At 60.9% G+C, this 14,987-nt stretch carries 12 protein-coding genes and 4 tRNA genes; 10 read left to right on the top strand and 6 right to left on the bottom strand.

Annotation, left to right across the window (positions count from 1 at the left end):
- The first annotated feature begins 15 nt into the window (after positions 1 to 15).
- Positions 16 to 417, top strand: a complete 402-nt coding sequence (locus GQX66_RS01985) for a type IV pilin protein (protein WP_240865841.1) — start codon at positions 16 to 18, stop codon at positions 415 to 417.
- A 56-nt stretch (positions 418 to 473) separates the two neighbouring features.
- Positions 474 to 1,574 carry a glycine oxidase ThiO gene (thiO, locus tag GQX66_RS01980; protein ID WP_085747723.1) on the top strand — a complete coding sequence of 367 codons (1,101 nt, stop codon included), beginning with the start codon at positions 474 to 476 and terminating at the stop codon, positions 1,572 to 1,574.
- A gap of 59 nt (positions 1,575 to 1,633) precedes the next feature.
- On the opposite strand, the gene GQX66_RS01975 is transcribed toward thiO, so the two are convergent.
- The 4 genes from GQX66_RS01975 to GQX66_RS01960 all read right to left on the bottom strand — a co-directional run bounded on the left by GQX66_RS01975 (position 1,634) and on the right by GQX66_RS01960 (position 5,931).
- Positions 1,634 to 2,980 carry a sigma-54 dependent transcriptional regulator gene (locus GQX66_RS01975; RefSeq protein WP_085747724.1) on the bottom strand — a complete coding sequence of 449 codons (1,347 nt, stop codon included), beginning with the start codon at positions 2,978 to 2,980 and terminating at the stop codon, positions 1,634 to 1,636.
- Positions 2,977 to 4,566, bottom strand: a complete 1,590-nt coding sequence (locus tag GQX66_RS01970; RefSeq protein ID WP_129972812.1) for an ATP-binding protein — start codon at positions 4,564 to 4,566, stop codon at positions 2,977 to 2,979. Before GQX66_RS01970 ends, GQX66_RS01975 begins: the two co-directional genes overlap by 4 nt.
- Positions 4,556 to 4,789 (bottom strand): PP0621 family protein, encoded by a 234-nt coding sequence (locus GQX66_RS01965; RefSeq protein ID WP_085747726.1) that lies wholly within the window; start codon positions 4,787 to 4,789, stop codon positions 4,556 to 4,558. Before GQX66_RS01965 ends, GQX66_RS01970 begins: the two co-directional genes overlap by 11 nt.
- A 125-nt stretch (positions 4,790 to 4,914) precedes the next feature.
- A complete protein-coding gene (locus GQX66_RS01960) occupies positions 4,915 to 5,931 on the bottom strand; it encodes an outer membrane protein assembly factor BamD (RefSeq protein WP_085747727.1) in 1,017 nt (338 codons plus the stop codon).
- A gap of 152 nt (positions 5,932 to 6,083) precedes the next feature.
- Between GQX66_RS01960 and rluD the strand changes: the two genes are divergently transcribed.
- The 8 genes from rluD (at position 6,084) to GQX66_RS01920 (ending at position 12,961) form a co-directional block, all read left to right on the top strand.
- Positions 6,084 to 7,046 carry a 23S rRNA pseudouridine(1911/1915/1917) synthase RluD gene (rluD, locus tag GQX66_RS01955; RefSeq protein WP_085747728.1) on the top strand — a complete coding sequence of 321 codons (963 nt, stop codon included), beginning with the start codon at positions 6,084 to 6,086 and terminating at the stop codon, positions 7,044 to 7,046.
- Positions 7,043 to 7,765 carry a peptidoglycan editing factor PgeF gene (gene pgeF / locus GQX66_RS01950; protein WP_240865838.1) on the top strand — a complete coding sequence of 241 codons (723 nt, stop codon included), beginning with the start codon at positions 7,043 to 7,045 and terminating at the stop codon, positions 7,763 to 7,765. The genes rluD and pgeF overlap by 4 nt, the downstream gene beginning before the upstream one ends.
- 130 nt (positions 7,766 to 7,895) lie before the next feature.
- Complete coding sequence (clpB, locus tag GQX66_RS01945) at positions 7,896 to 10,460, top strand: ATP-dependent chaperone ClpB (protein WP_102716614.1); 2,565 nt, start codon at positions 7,896 to 7,898, stop codon at positions 10,458 to 10,460.
- Between the two features lie 298 nt (positions 10,461 to 10,758).
- Positions 10,759 to 10,834, top strand: a tRNA-Asn gene (locus GQX66_RS01940).
- A 9-nt stretch (positions 10,835 to 10,843) separates the two neighbouring features.
- A tRNA-Pro gene (locus GQX66_RS01935) sits at positions 10,844 to 10,920 on the top strand.
- 5 nt (positions 10,921 to 10,925) lie between these two features.
- Positions 10,926 to 11,001 (top strand) — tRNA-Lys (locus GQX66_RS01930).
- A gap of 97 nt (positions 11,002 to 11,098) precedes the next feature.
- Positions 11,099 to 11,175 (top strand) — tRNA-Pro (locus GQX66_RS01925).
- Positions 11,176 to 11,335: 160 nt separating this feature from the next.
- On the top strand, positions 11,336 to 12,961 hold the full coding sequence (locus tag GQX66_RS01920) for a methyl-accepting chemotaxis protein (RefSeq protein ID WP_240865821.1): 1,626 nt from the start codon (positions 11,336 to 11,338) through the stop codon (positions 12,959 to 12,961).
- Positions 12,962 to 13,033: 72 nt separating this feature from the next.
- Here the strand turns inward: GQX66_RS01920 and GQX66_RS01915 are convergent, their stop codons facing one another.
- Together GQX66_RS01915 and GQX66_RS01910 are read right to left on the bottom strand one after the other, a co-directional pair.
- The gene (locus GQX66_RS01915) at positions 13,034 to 13,441 is read right to left on the bottom strand and encodes a hypothetical protein (RefSeq protein WP_007959573.1); all 408 of its coding nucleotides are present in this window, start codon (positions 13,439 to 13,441) and stop codon (positions 13,034 to 13,036) included.
- Between the two features lie 211 nt (positions 13,442 to 13,652).
- Complete coding sequence (locus GQX66_RS01910; RefSeq protein WP_240865798.1) at positions 13,653 to 14,951, bottom strand: NAD(P)/FAD-dependent oxidoreductase; 1,299 nt, start codon at positions 14,949 to 14,951, stop codon at positions 13,653 to 13,655.
- Positions 14,952 to 14,987 lie beyond the last annotated feature (36 nt).

The raw sequence follows: 14,987 nt of genomic DNA, 5'->3' as shown, positions 1-14,987 counted from the left end.
GCGAGAGTTCGAGGCATGCGCAGATCCAACCGAGGTTTCACCCTGGTCGAAATCATGATCGTGATTGCGATCATCGGGATCATGCTCACAATTGGCCTTCCAAGTTACAACGAATATGTGAAAAAGGGCCGCCGTGCCGACGTGGTCAGCAATTTGTCGGAACAGGCACAGATCCTCGAACGCTTCTATTCGAAGAACAACGTCTACACCGGTGTCACCGGGTTGAGCACCGGCAACGATTTTTACACCATCACGCCGACGATCACCGATCAGACCTTCCTGCTGACTGCGACCCGCAAGACCGGCACGGCCATGGCCACTGACAAGTGCGGGGATTTCACCCTCACCAACACCGGTGTCAGAAGCATGAACAACGCGACCACCGGGCTGACCACCAAGGATTGCTGGGGCCGCTGAGCCGCTTAATTTCGGGCGCCATTTGCGCCCACTGTCTTTTTACGGTTGGATCAAACATGACCAGGCAACAGCAAGTGGTGATTGTCGGTGGCGGAGTGATTGGCCTGCTCACCGCGTACAACCTCGCCTCCGAGGTCGGCAGCGTGGTGCTGCTGGATCGTTCGAACGTCGGCCAGGAATCGTCCTGGGCCGGCGGCGGTATCGTCTCTCCGCTGTACCCGTGGCGCTACAGCCCGGCCGTCACCGCGCTGGCGCACTGGTCGCAGGATTTTTATCCACAACTGGGCGAACGCCTTTTTGCCGATACCGGGGTCGATCCCGAAGTGCACACCACCGGCCTGTACTGGCTGGACCTGGATGACGAATCTGAAGCGCTGGCGTGGGCCAAAAGGGAAAACCGCCCACTGCGGGCTGTGGATATCTCGGCGGCGCATGATGCGGTGCCGGTGCTCGGTGGCGGTTTTTCCCGGGCGATCTACATGGCCGATGTCGCCAACGTGCGCAATCCACGGCTGGTGAAGTCTTTGAAAGCGGCGTTGCAGGCGCTGCCGAACGTGACGATTCACGAGCAGTGTGAAGTCAGCGGGTTTGTCCGTGATGGCGAGCGGGTGGTAGGCGTGCAGACTTCCACGGGTGTGATCGCTGGCGATCAGGTCGTTTTGACCGCAGGCGCGTGGAGCGGCGAATTACTCAAGACTCTGAATCTTTCCCTACCGGTGGAGCCGGTGAAGGGCCAGATGATTCTCTACAAGTGCGCGGCGGATTTCCTGCCGAGCATGGTGCTGGCCAAGGGGCGCTACGCGATTCCGCGCCGCGACGGGCATATTCTCATCGGCAGTACGCTGGAGCACGAAGGCTTCGACAAAACCCCGACGGACAACGCGCTGGAAAGCCTCAAGGCATCGGCGGTCGAACTGTTGCCGGCGCTGGCCGATGCCGAAGTGGTGGGGCACTGGGCCGGGCTGCGGCCGGGCTCGCCCGAAGGCATTCCTTACATTGGCCGGGTTCCGGGTTTTGACGGTCTGTGGCTGAACTGCGGGCATTACCGCAACGGGCTGGTGCTGGCGCCTGCATCCTGTCAGTTGTTTGCCGATGTGATGCTGGGGCGTGCGCCGATCATTGATCCGGCGCCGTATGCACCGGCCGGACGGATCTAGTCAGTTTTTCTTTCGGCGACTGACAAATCGCTTTCGCGGGCAAGCCCGCGAAAGAGGCGTTAATCCAGACCCAGCTTCTTCAGCCTGTAGCGCATCGACCGAAACGAAAGACTCAACCGCTGCGCTGCCGCCGTGCGATTCCAGCGAGTCTCCTCCAGCGCCTGCAGAATCAGTTTGCGTTCGACGCTCTCCAGATAGTCTTCCAGGTTGTCGATTTGCGTGAGATCGGCAATACCACCTTCAGCGGCGGCGTTTCCTTCACTCAGGCGTAAATCCTCGGCCTCGATCGTGCGGTTTTCACACAGGGTGTGCGCCCGCTCGAGCACGTTCTCCAGCTCCCGCACGTTGCCCGGAAAACGGTAGTTTTTCAGCGCCTCTAGGGCATGAGGATGAAGACGTGCAGCCGGTTGCCCGGTGCCATTGGCCAGGCGCTTGAGCATATGGACGGCCAGTGCTTCGATGTCCTCGCGACGTTCGCGCAGGGACGGCACACGCAGTTCGATCACGTTGAGCCGGTAATACAGATCCTGACGAAAACGCTCGGCAGACACTTCCGCGTCGAGGTCCTTGTGCGTTGCGCAGAGGATGCGCACATCGACCACGGTTTCCTGTTGGCCGCCGACGCTGCGCACGGCTTTTTCCTGGATCGCCCGCAGCAGCTTGACCTGCATCGGCAGCGGCAGGTCCGCCACTTCATCGAGAAACAGCGTGCCGCCATGGGCCGCCTGAAACAGCCCCGGTTTATCCTCCACCGCGCCGCTGAAACTGCCTTTGCGGTGGCCGAAGAACTCGCTTTCCATCAACTCAGACGGAATCGCCCCGCAGTTCACCGGCACAAATGGCTGGCTGGCGCGCGGGCCCTGCTCATGAATCAATCGGGCCACCAGCTCCTTGCCACTGCCGGACTCGCCGCTGATGTAGACCGGCGCCTGGCTGCGGGCCAGTTTGTCGATCTGTTTGCGCAGATTGCGCATCGGTGGTGAGTCGCCGAGCAACCGCCGGTCGATCGAAGTGCAGACATTGCCCGGCGCCGGCATGCGCAATGCCGAGCCGACCAGCTCGCGCAGGCGTGTCAGGTCCACCGGTTTGGTCAGGAAGTCGAAAGCCCCGGCTTTCAGGGCGTTGATCGCCGTTTCCAGGCTGCCGTAGGCGGTGATCATTGCCACCGGCAGTTGTGGATAACGTTGCTGAATGTGCTGCACCAGTTCCAGGCCGGTGCCGTCGGGCAGGCGCATGTCGGTCAGGCACAGATCGAAGGTCTCGCGGTGCAGCAGCGCCTGGGCTTCATTGAAATTGCGTGCGCTGAAGGTGTCGAGTTTCATCCGTCCCAGGGTAATTTCCAGGAGTTCGCGGATATCCGGCTCGTCGTCGACGATGAGGATTTTTTGCCGTGGGCTCGTGTTCAACTTTGTTTCCGTCCGTGAGCAAAGGTGATGCGAAAGCAGCCGCCGCCTTGGCGTGATTTGAAGTCTAGGCGCGCTTGATTGCTTTCGCACAGCTCACGGGACAGATAAAGCCCAAGGCCGGTGCCCTGGCTGCTGGTGGTAAAGAACGGTTCGAACAGGTGAGCCTGCTGATCCAGCGGCACGCCGGGGCCGTTGTCCTGCACTTCGAGCACGGCCAGCGTGCTCTCGGGGTCGATGGACAGCGTCAGCCAGACCTCGGCCGGATCGTGCAAAAGGGCGCTGTGGCGCCAGCCGTTGCGTAACAGATTGTCGAGAATCTGCGTGAGCTGGCCGGGATCCATCAACGTGCGGAAATCCCCCGGGCCGATGTGCAGATGAATGTGCTGGCGCTCGCCGGCCTGTTCGCGGCTCTCGCTGACGAACTGCTCCAGCCACGGTTTGAGATCCAGCCGTTGCGGCGCGCTCTGCTGGCGGCGGGACAGTTGCAGGACGTTTTCGATGACTCGGTTCATGCGCAGGGAGTGGTCTTGAATGATCTGCGTCAGACGCCGATCCGCGCCGTCGAGTTCCTCGGATTCCTGCAACAGCTGCGCGGCATGACTGATGGCCCCCAGCGGATTGCGGATTTCATGGGCGATACCGGCGGTCAGCCGGCCCAGCGCGGCCAGTTTCAATTGCTGGGCCTGCTGGGCGATCTGGGCGAGGTCTTCGAGAAACACCAGGGTCTGGCGATTCGGGCTCTGTTCCAGGGCGATGAAGCTCGGCTGCAGCTCCAGGCCGTTGCCGGCGATTTTCAGGCTTTGCGGGCGCAGGGTCGGGTTGTTCAGCCACAGTTGCAGGCGTTCGACCAATGCGCTCGAGTGGTCGTCGATCAAGTCACCTTCAAGATGCGTTTGGCCCAGCAGGATCCTGGCGCTGTGGTTGGCCAGTTGCACCCGGCGCTGTTCGTCGAGCACCAGAATGCCGGTGCGCATGCGTTGCAGGATCAGCGCGTTGAGGGCTTCGAGCCCCACGACCTCGCTGGCGCGCAACTCGGCCAGGTTCTCACTGACTTCGAGACGACGGATCAACCCTTGCACCAGCAGCGAGGCGGCAAAGCACAAGGCGCCGAGGGTGCCGGCCTGCAGATAGTCGTTGGCGCTCAGGGGATGGCTGAAACTCAGCAGAAAGCTGAGCCCGACGATGCCGAGGGTGGCGACGGCGGCGATCAGCAGGCCGATGCGTCGTCGCAGCAAGGTGTTGCTGATGGCCACCGAAACGATCAGCAAGTTGCCGATCGCACTGGCCACACCGCCCGCTGCGTAGAACACGCCGCACAGCAGCAGAATGTCGACCAGTGCCAGAGCGAACAACTGGGCTGGGCGGCGGATGTTCTCGAGAAACACCACCAGCAGGATGTTCAGCACCAGGTACAACCAGCTGCCATTGCGCAGCAACTCGTCGTTGGCCGAGGTCAGCAGGCGGTTGTCCATGTTGCTGGAGATCAGCAACACCAAGGTGATGCCGACACTCAAACGGTACAGATGATAGAGGCGCAGCAGTCGCTGGGCCTGTTTGCTGTCGGCGTTTTCGGCCTCAGCGATCACTGGAACCGGGGCCTTGCTCAAGGTGAGCCTGGCTGCAATACCACTGCTGTTGAAGGTTCAGCGCGCGGTCGCGGGGCAGGTGCACGCCGCAGTGGGCGCAGCGCACCATCGGTGCGGCATCCTGTTCGCGAGGCGGTCGGGCGGACGAGGCGGGGGCCTTGAATTTGCGCCACAACCAGACAGCAGCGGCGATCAAGGCAATCCAGAACAGTAAACGAAGCATGATGGGCGGCTTTTCGGCTAATGATTCGGCAGTTTAGCCAAGGACCCGACAAGCGCACAGCCCAATCACACGCCGCAATAAAAAGGGAGATCCGAAGATCTCCCTTTTTTGCATCACCGAAGTGATCAGTCGAACAGACCGAAGGTCATGTAGCTGAAGATGGAACGGTCGCTGTCGCTCGACTCCGGTTCCGGCTCTTCGATCACGTCGCCGTTTTCGTCTTTTGGCTTGAGCTCGTTCGGGATCGCGTCTTTCGCGTCCTGGAACTGCTTCTGCACGTCCTGGTTGGCGCGGGTCTCTCCCGGCGGCAGCGGCGGACGGGATTCGATCAGGCCCAGAGTGGCCTTGCTCAGGAACGAACGGTTGTCGGCTTCGGCAACGCGAGGCACGAACTGACCGTCCTGCAGGCTCGGGTGGTTCGGGTAGTTGAGCTTCAGGGTTTCCAGGCTGGTGGCCGCCAGTTCGTCCAGATGCAGACGCTGGTAGGCTTCGGTCATTACCGCCAGGCCGTCGCCGACCGATGGGGTCTCCTGGAAGTTTTCCACTACGTAACGGCCACGGTTGGCAGCGGCGACATAGGCCTGACGGGTCAGGTAGTAGTCGGCCACGTGGATTTCGTAGGAAGCCAGCAGGTTGCGCAGGTAGATCATGCGCTGCTTGGCGTCCGGCGAGTAGCGGCTGTTCGGGTAGCGGCTGGTCAGCTGGGCGAACTCGTTGTAGGAGTCGCGGGCGGCGCCCGGGTCACGCTTGGTCATGTCCAGCGGCAGGAAGCGCGCCAGCAGGCCGACGTCCTGGTCGAACGAGGTCAGGCCCTTCAAGTAGTAGGCGTAATCCACGTTCGGGTGCTGCGGATGCAGACGAATGAAGCGCTCGGCGGCGGACTTTGCAGCTTCCGGCTCCGAGTTCTTGTAGTTGGCGTAGATCAGTTCCAGCTGTGCCTGATCGGCGTAGCGACCGAACGGATAACGCGACTCCAGAGCCTTCAGCTTGGCTGTGGCGCTGGTGTAGCTGTTGTTGTCCAGGTCCTGTTGAGCCTGCTGGTACAGCTCGGCTTCACTCAGGTTTTCGTCTACGACTTCCTTCGATGAGCAAGCAGCGGTCAATGCGAGGATGGCGATCAGCAGCAGGTGTTTCACTTGCATGGCGGCTTGCGTCCCTATGACGGCCGCTGTCTTGGGCGGGGCCGTCCTGTTATGATGAGCGCCCCGTTGAAAAGCCCCGGGGCAAAAGACGCCGTATTTAACCACAAGCGCGCAGCCGAAACCAAAGGCTGTAGCCGACGCCCAGTCCGAGCATGTCCGATAAAATTGAACTTCGCGCAGAGGTGCCGTCCGAATTGGGCGGCCAACGCCTCGATCAAGTCGCCGCCCAACTCTTCGCCGAGCACTCGCGCTCGCGCCTTTCCGCCTGGATCAAAGAAGGTCGCCTGACTGTGGACGGGGCGGTCATCCGCCCGCGCGACATCGTTCATGGCGGTGCCATCCTTGAGCTGACTGCCGAGCAGGAGGCCCAGGGTGAATGGGTCGCTCAGGACATCGAACTCGACATCGTCTATGAAGACGACGACATTCTGGTGATCAACAAGCCTGCGGGCCTGGTGGTGCACCCGGCTGCCGGTCACGCTGATGGCACCTTGCTCAACGCCTTGCTGCACCACGTTCCGGACATCATCAATGTCCCGCGCGCCGGTATCGTGCATCGTCTGGACAAGGACACCACCGGTCTGATGGTGGTGGCCAAGACCATTCAGGCGCAGACCAAACTGGTCGCGCAGCTGCAAAGCCGCAGCGTCAGCCGGATCTACGAGTGCATCGTGATCGGCGTGGTGACCGCCGGCGGCAAGATCAACGCCCCGATCGGTCGTCACGGCCAGCAGCGCCAGCGCATGGCGGTGATGGAAGGCGGCAAGCCGGCCGTCAGCCACTACCGCGTGCTGGAGCGCTTCCGTTCCCACACCCACGTACGGGTGAAGCTGGAAACCGGTCGTACTCACCAGATTCGCGTGCACATGGCGCACATCAACTTCCCGTTGGTCGGCGACCCGGCGTACGGCGGTCGTTTCCGCATTCCGCCGGCCGCGAGCCAGACCATGGTCGAATCCCTCAAGCACTTCCCACGTCAGGCCCTGCACGCGCGGTTCCTTGAGCTGGATCACCCGACCACCGGTGAGCGCATGAGCTGGGAATCGCCGCTGCCGGAAGATCTGGTGTGGCTGCTGACCCTGCTCAAGCAGGACCGCGAGGCATTCATCGGATGAACTGGCTGACGCCGGACTGGCCCGCGCCGGCCAGCGTCAAGGCCTGTGTCACCACTCGCGAGGGCGGCGTCAGCGAGGCGCCGTTCGACAGCCTCAACCTGGGCGATCATGTCGATGACCGTCCCGAGGCCGTCGTCGAAAACCGTCGGCGCCTGACCGAACACTTCTCTATAAAGCCTGCCTGGTTGCAGCAAGTGCACGGGATTGCCGTGGCGCATGCTGATCCGTCCGTGGTGGCCACGGCGGATGCCAGCTGGACGGCAACACCCGGTATCGCCTGTGCGGCGATGACCGCCGACTGCCTGCCGGCGCTGTTCTGCGACCGTGCCGGTACTCGCGTCGCGGCGGCTCATGCCGGTTGGCGTGGATTGGCGGCCGGCGTGCTGGAGGCCACCCTCGACAGTCTGGACGTGCCCGCCGAAGACGTTCTGGTCTGGCTCGGCCCGGCCATCGGCCCGCAAGCCTTTGAAGTCGGCCCGGAAGTCCGGGAAGTCTTCATCAATCAATTGCCCGAAGCCGAGACAGCCTTTGTCCCGAGCCACAACGCCGGCAAGTTCATGGCTGACATCTATAAGCTGGCGCGGCTGCGTCTGGCGGTCCGCGGTGTCACCGCTGTTTATGGTGGCGGTTTCTGTACAGTGATCGATCCGCGCTTCTTTTCCTATCGCCGTGCGCCTCGCACTGGTCGCTTCGCCTCTTTAGTCTGGCTTACCCGCTAAACTCTCTGATCTGCATCAACTCCCTGACGCTTGAATCTTCCAGAATCGACCGCATCTATAGCGGTATCTGGCAGGTTTCTTTATTCAGGATGGTTTTTTAGGTCCGGCCTGCTCAAAAGGAAGGTGACCCATGCGTATAGACCGTTTAACCAGCAAATTGCAGTTGGCGTTGTCCGATGCCCAATCCCTGGCTGTCGGCCACGATCATCCTGCCATCGAGCCGGCGCATTTGATGCAAGCCATGCTTGAACAACAGGGTGGTTCGATCAAACCCCTGTTGATGCAGGTGGGCTTCGACGTCAACAGCTTGCGTAAAGAGCTGACCAAAGAGCTCGATCAATTACCGAAAATCCAGAACCCGACCGGCGACGTGAACATGTCGCAGGATCTGGCGCGTCTGCTCAATCAGGCCGACCGTCTGGCCCAGCAGAAGGGCGACCAGTTCATTTCCAGCGAGCTGGTGCTGCTCGCCGCGATGGACGAGAACAGCAAGCTCGGCAAGTTGCTGCTCGGCCAGGGCGTGAGCAAAAAGGCGCTGGAGAATGCGATCAACAACCTGCGCGGTGGCGAGGCGGTGAATGATGCCAACCACGAAGAGTCGCGTCAGGCGCTGGATAAATACACCGTCGACCTGACCAAGCGCGCCGAAGAAGGCAAGCTTGACCCGGTGATCGGCCGTGACGACGAGATCCGTCGCACCATTCAGGTTCTGCAACGCCGCACCAAGAACAACCCGGTGCTGATCGGCGAGCCTGGCGTGGGTAAAACCGCGATTGCCGAAGGACTGGCCCAGCGCATCATCAACGGCGAAGTGCCGGATGGCCTGCGCGGCAAGCGCCTGCTGTCTCTCGATATGGGTGCGCTGATTGCCGGCGCCAAGTATCGCGGCGAGTTCGAAGAGCGCCTGAAAGCGCTGCTCAACGAGCTGTCGAAGCAGGAAGGGCAGATCATTCTGTTCATCGACGAACTGCACACTATGGTCGGCGCCGGTAAAGGCGAAGGCTCGATGGACGCCGGCAACATGCTCAAACCGGCCCTGGCCCGTGGTGAGCTGCATTGCGTCGGCGCGACCACGCTCAACGAGTACCGCCAATATATAGAGAAGGACGCGGCCCTCGAGCGGCGCTTCCAGAAAGTGCTGGTGGACGAGCCGAGCGAAGAAGACACCATCGCGATCCTGCGTGGCCTCAAGGAGCGTTACGAGGTTCACCACAAGGTGGCGATCACCGACGGCGCGATCATCGCGGCAGCCAAGCTCAGCCATCGCTACATCACTGACCGGCAACTGCCGGACAAGGCGATCGACCTGATCGACGAGGCGGCCAGCCGCATCCGCATGGAGATCGACTCCAAACCGGAAGTGCTGGATCGTCTGGAGCGGCGCCTGATTCAACTGAAAGTCGAATCCCAGGCACTGAAGAAAGAAAGCGACGAAGCGGCGATCAAGCGCCTGGAAAAACTCCAGGAAGAAATCGTCCGCCACGAGCGTGAGTATTCGGATCTGGAAGAAATCTGGAACTCGGAAAAAGCCGAGGTGCAGGGTTCTGCACAGATTCAGCAGAAGATCGAACAGTCCCGTCAGGAACTGGAAGCCGCGCGCCGTAAAGGCGACCTGAACCGCATGGCCGAGTTGCAGTACGGGGTGATCCCGGATCTGGAACGCAGCCTGCAAATGGTCGACCAGCACGGCAAGAGCGAAAACCAGTTGCTGCGCAGCAAGGTGACCGAAGAGGAAATCGCCGAAGTCGTTTCGAAGTGGACCGGTATTCCGGTGTCGAAAATGCTCGAAGGCGAGCGCGACAAGCTGATGAAGATGGAAAGCCTGTTGCATCAACGCGTGATCGGCCAGGACGAAGCAGTGGTTGCCGTGGCCAACGCGGTGCGGCGTTCCCGTGCCGGGTTGTCCGATCCGAATCGCCCGAGCGGCTCGTTCATGTTCCTCGGCCCGACCGGTGTCGGTAAAACCGAGCTGTGCAAGGCGCTGGCCGAATTCCTCTTTGATACGGAAGAGGCGATGGTGCGGATCGACATGTCCGAGTTCATGGAGAAACATTCCGTGGCACGGCTGATCGGTGCGCCACCGGGCTACGTTGGCTACGAAGAGGGCGGTTACCTGACCGAAGCGGTACGGCGCAAGCCTTACTCGGTGATCCTGCTGGACGAAGTCGAGAAGGCGCACCCGGACGTGTTCAACATCCTGCTGCAAGTGTTGGAGGATGGCCGTCTGACCGACAGTCATGGCCGCACGGTGGACTTCCGCAATACCGTGATCGTCATGACCTCCAACCTCGGTTCGATGCAGATCCAGGAACTGGTCGGTGATCGTGAAGCGCAACGGGCAGCGGTGATGGATGCGATTTCCACCCACTTCCGTCCGGAGTTCATCAACCGGGTCGACGAAGTAGTGATCTTCGAGCCATTGGCGCGGGATCAGATCGCGGGCATTACCGAGATCCAGCTGGGCCGTCTGCGCAGCCGTCTGGCCGAGCGCGAGCTGAAGCTGGAACTGAGCCCGGAAGCGATGGACAAGCTGATTGCCGTCGGTTACGACCCGGTCTACGGCGCACGGCCGCTGAAGCGGGCGATCCAGCGCTGGATCGAGAACCCGTTGGCGCAGTTGATCCTGTCGGGACGCTTCATGCCGGGCGAGACTGCGACCGGTGTGGTGGAGAACGACGAGATCACGTTCAACTGACGCTCGACGGTGGTGAAGTAAGGAAGGCCTCGCGATGCGAGGCCTTTTTTTTCGCCAGGCTGTTGAACTCAAAGGAAAAGGCTTGTAAAGTGCGCCCCGCAGTCAGTCACCAACACGGTTTCAGCTCACTGGGCAGAAATCTGAAATAAGTTGCAAATCATTAACTTGAAAGCAATTTAGGGGGTTGACAGAGGTGTTCTAGGTTGTAGAATAGCGCGCCTCAGACACACGAACGCAGCGATGCGAAAACGATGTCGAGAAGCTGCAAGTTTCACCGTTGTAAATTGAAATATGTAGTTCCGTGATAGCTCAGTCGGTAGAGCAAATGACTGTTAATCATTGGGTCCCAGGTTCGAGTCCTGGTCACGGAGCCAATTTCAAACCGGGGTATAGCGCAGTCCGGTAGCGCGCCTGCTTTGGGAGCAGGATGTCAGGAGTTCGAATCCCCTTACCCCGACCATTTTTGGGTCGTTAGCTCAGTTGGTAGAGCAGTTGGCTTTTAACCAATTGGTCGTAGGTTCGAATCCCACACGACCCACCATTTTTGAAACCAGGTAATACTGGGATCGAATCTTAAGATCAGAGGCCAAAAGCGCTGATCGAAGAAGGCGATCTTTGAAAGGTCGCCTTTTTTTTACCGGGGTATAGCGCAGTCCGGTAGCGCGCCTGCTTTGGGAGCAGGATGTCGGGAGTTCGAATCCCCCTACCCCGACCATATTAAAAATCCTCGTATCGAAAGATACGGGGATTTTTTTTGCCCTGCGGAAATGTTTCATTCAAGTCGTCATACAACTTGCCGATAGCCCGCTAACGAAAGGGGCCTGCCGCATCAAGCGCTCCTGAATTCTGCCAATACAAGAAAAAGGGCGTTCGTCATGTTGCTTCGTCAGTTGAATATTGCTCCCCGTGCCGCCCTGGGCTTTGCCCTGATTGCGGTGCTCGTGGCGTTGCTCGGGGTGTTTGCGCTGGGGCAGATGTCGAGCATCCGCGACAGCGAAGTGGCGGTAGAGACGCAGTGGCTGCCGAGCATTCGCGGCGGCGACGAGATCCGCGAAATCATGCTGCGCATCCGCACCATCTCCTTGCGCATGGCGCTGGACCAGGATCCAGCCAATATCGCCACGTACCGCAGCCAGATGGACACCCGGGACAAGGAACTGAGCGAGAAAATCGCCGCCTACGACCGGCTGGTGACCACCCCGGAAGGCCAGCAGTTATACGATCAGTTCAAGAAAACCTTCGCCGCCTACCGCACCGGCATCGCCCAGTCGTTCACCCTCGCGGAGCAAGGCAAGCGCGATGAGCTGACCAAGCTGCTGCTGGTCGACATGAAAACCGTGGTCGACGGCTCCGGGAAGCAACTCAACGATCTGGCCGATCTGTTCGCCCGCCAGGTCGCCGCCGAAAGCCAGAACTCTGCCGCCCACTACGAAACCTCGCGCACCATCGTGACCTTGTTCATCGCTCTGGCGGCGTTGGCAACCGTGGCCCTGGCCATGTTGCTGACCCGTAGCATCGTTCGCCCCTTGAGCGCCGCCGTCGACGCTGCCGAGCACGTCGCCAGAGGCGATCTGACCCGTCCGATCGAAACCCGCGGCAATGATGAAGTCAGCCGCTTGCTCAAGGCGTTGGCGACCATGCAGCAGAACCTGCGCGAAACCCTGCAGGGCATCAGTGGCTCGGCCACGCAACTGGCGACCGCTTCCGACGAACTGAGCGCAGTGACCCACGACAGCACGCAAGGGCTGCAACAGCAGAACAACGAGATCGAACAGGCCGCCACCGCCGTCAACGAGATGACCACGGCGGTCGAGGAAGTTGCCCGCAATGCGGTGTCGACGTCCGACGCTACCCGCCAGTCCAGCGAGTCGGCACAGTTGGGCCAGGAGCGGGTCAGTGAAACCGCCGGTGCCATCAACGCCCTGGCCAGCGAAGTCGAACACACCGGCGAGCTGGTGCAATCACTGGCCAATCAGTCGCAGGACATCGGCAAGGTACTGGACGTGATCCGAGCGATTGCCGAACAGACCAACCTGCTGGCGCTCAACGCTGCCATCGAAGCGGCGCGGGCCGGGGAGAGCGGGCGCGGATTTGCGGTAGTTGCCGATGAAGTCCGGGCGCTGGCTTATCGCACGCAGCAATCGACCCAGGAAATCGAGCAGATGGTGCAGGGCATGCGCAACGGTTCGAGCCTGGCGCTGGAGTCGATGCAGGCCAGCGCCTCGCGGGCGGCCACCACGCTGGTGCTGGCCGAGCGGGCTGGTGAAGCGTTGCAGACGATCACGGCCTCGGTACACGAAATCCACGAGCGCAATCTGGTGATCGCCAGCGCCGCCGAAGAACAGGCGCAGGTGGCGCGGGAAGTGGACCGCAATCTGGTGAACATTCGCGATCTGTCGGTGCGCTCGGCGGCGGGTGCCGATCAAACCAACGCATCCAGCCATGAACTGTCGCAACTGGCCAACGCCCTGCAGGGCATGGTGCGGCGCTTCCAGCTGTAATCAGTGCAGGCGTGAAAAAGCCGCGCTTCTCGTCAGAGATCGCGCGGCTTGTTTTGTCGGGCAGGCTGAAAATCAGGCACCATCCTGGTCTTTCAGGTGTTCGAACAGGCCTTTCGGCATTTTCTTGCCATTGGCTTCGAAATTGGCTTTGACGTTGTTGTACGCCTCTTGCTCGTCGATGAAGCCGTCGTGGTTGGTGTCGATCTTGTCGAAGTCGGACTTCGGCGCGACCTTCAGGAACTCGGCGCGCGAGACCTTGCCGTCGCCATCGGTGTCGGTCTTGGCCATCGACGCATCGCCGCATTTGCCTTCACCGCATTTGCCTTCCGGGGTTTTCACCGAGGTTTCAGCCGAGGCAACCATGTAGCCCTGGGCCAGCGGTTGCGCGGCGAACACCGAGCCGGACAGCATCAGGCCGCCGGCCAGTACGGCACCGACCAGGCCAAGGGAGTTTTTGCCGATTTTCGAAGTACGGGACATTGCATTCTCCTTCGGTTGCACTGCGCAACCACACGTTAAGGGCGATCAAGCCGGAGCAGTTGTGCTCGGGTGTGGCCATTAAGCGGTGGCGGTGTATCGCGTCTGTGTCGAGGAGCGGGACGTTTGTAAGCGAAGGTGGGGAAAGCAGGGGGCAGATACAGTAGAAGACAAAACACCGTGAGGGCGAGCCCGCCCCCACGGTGTTATTACATCAGTGCAGCTTCAGGCGTGGCTCGGTGCCGCGTCCGATCTTGCTGCCCAGCATCAGCATCGCCGTGCGGAACGGCCCGTACAGTGCCATCTGGTGCATGCGGTACAGCGACACGTAAAACATCCGCGCCAGCCAGCCCTCAAGCATCACGCTGCCGGTCAGGTTGCCCATCAGGTTACCCACCGCCGAAAAACGCGACAGCGAAATCAGCGAGCCGTAGTCGGTGTACTTGTACTCCGGCAGGGTCTTGCCTTCGATGCGCAGTTTCAGCGACTTGGCCAGCAGCGAGGCCTGTTGATGCGCGGCCTGGGCCCGAGGTGGAACGTTGCGATCCGAGCCCGGTTGCGGGCAGGCGGCGCAGTCACCGAAGGCGAAAATGTTTTCGTCGCGGGTGGTCTGCAGCGTCGGCAGCACTTGCAGCTGATTGATGCGGTTGGTTTCCAGACCGTCGATGTCCTTGAGGAAACCCGGTGCGCGGATCCCGGCGGCCCAGACTTTCAGACTGGCCTTGATCTCGTTGCCATCGGCGGTGATCAGGCTGTCGGCGGTGACCTGACTGACCGACGCGTTGGTCATCACGTTGACCCCGAGTTTCTCCAGAGTCTTGTGCACCGGCCCGCTGATGCGCTCAGGCAGGGCTGGCAGCACCCGTGGCCCGGCTTCGATCAGGGTGATGTGCATGTTTTCCGGTTTGATTCGGTCCAGACCGTAAGCCGCCAGTTCATGGGCGGCGTTGTGCAGCTCGGCCGCCAGTTCGACACCCGTGGCGCCGGCGCCAACGATGGCCACGCTGATCTGCTGGACCACATCGGTCTGCCCGGCGTGAGCACGCAGATAGTGATTGAGCAGATGCTGGTGGAAGCGCTCGGCCTGTTTGCGGGTGTCGAGGAACAGGCAGTGTTGCGCGGCGCCCTGGGTGCCGAAATCGTTGGTGGTGCTGCCGACCGCGATCACCAGCGAGTCATAGGGCACTTCCCGCGCCGGAACAAGCTCAACGCCGTTTTCGTCGTAGGTGGCGGCCAGCTGGATCTTCTTCTGCTCACGATCGAGCCCGCTCATGCGCCCCAGCTGGAACTCGAAGTGGTTCCATTTGGCCTGGGCGACATAGTTGAGTTCGTCTTCGGAAGAGTTCAGCGATCCGGCGGCCACTTCGTGCAAAAGCGGTTTCCAGATGTGCGTGAGGTTCGCGTCAACCAGCATGATGCTGGCGGTGCCGCGTTTGCCCAGAGTCTTACCCAGACGGGTAGCCAACTCCAGACCGCCGGCGCCGCCGCCGACAATGACAATACGATGGGACATAGGGATAGCTCGCAAGGTTTTGAAAGGAAATCGGTA

Source organism: Pseudomonas sp. B707, from assembly GCF_022496685.1.
GTDB classification, from domain to species: Bacteria; Pseudomonadota; Gammaproteobacteria; order Pseudomonadales; family Pseudomonadaceae; genus Aquipseudomonas; species Aquipseudomonas paraglycinae.
This window is presented reverse-complemented; position numbering and strand designations above follow the sequence as displayed.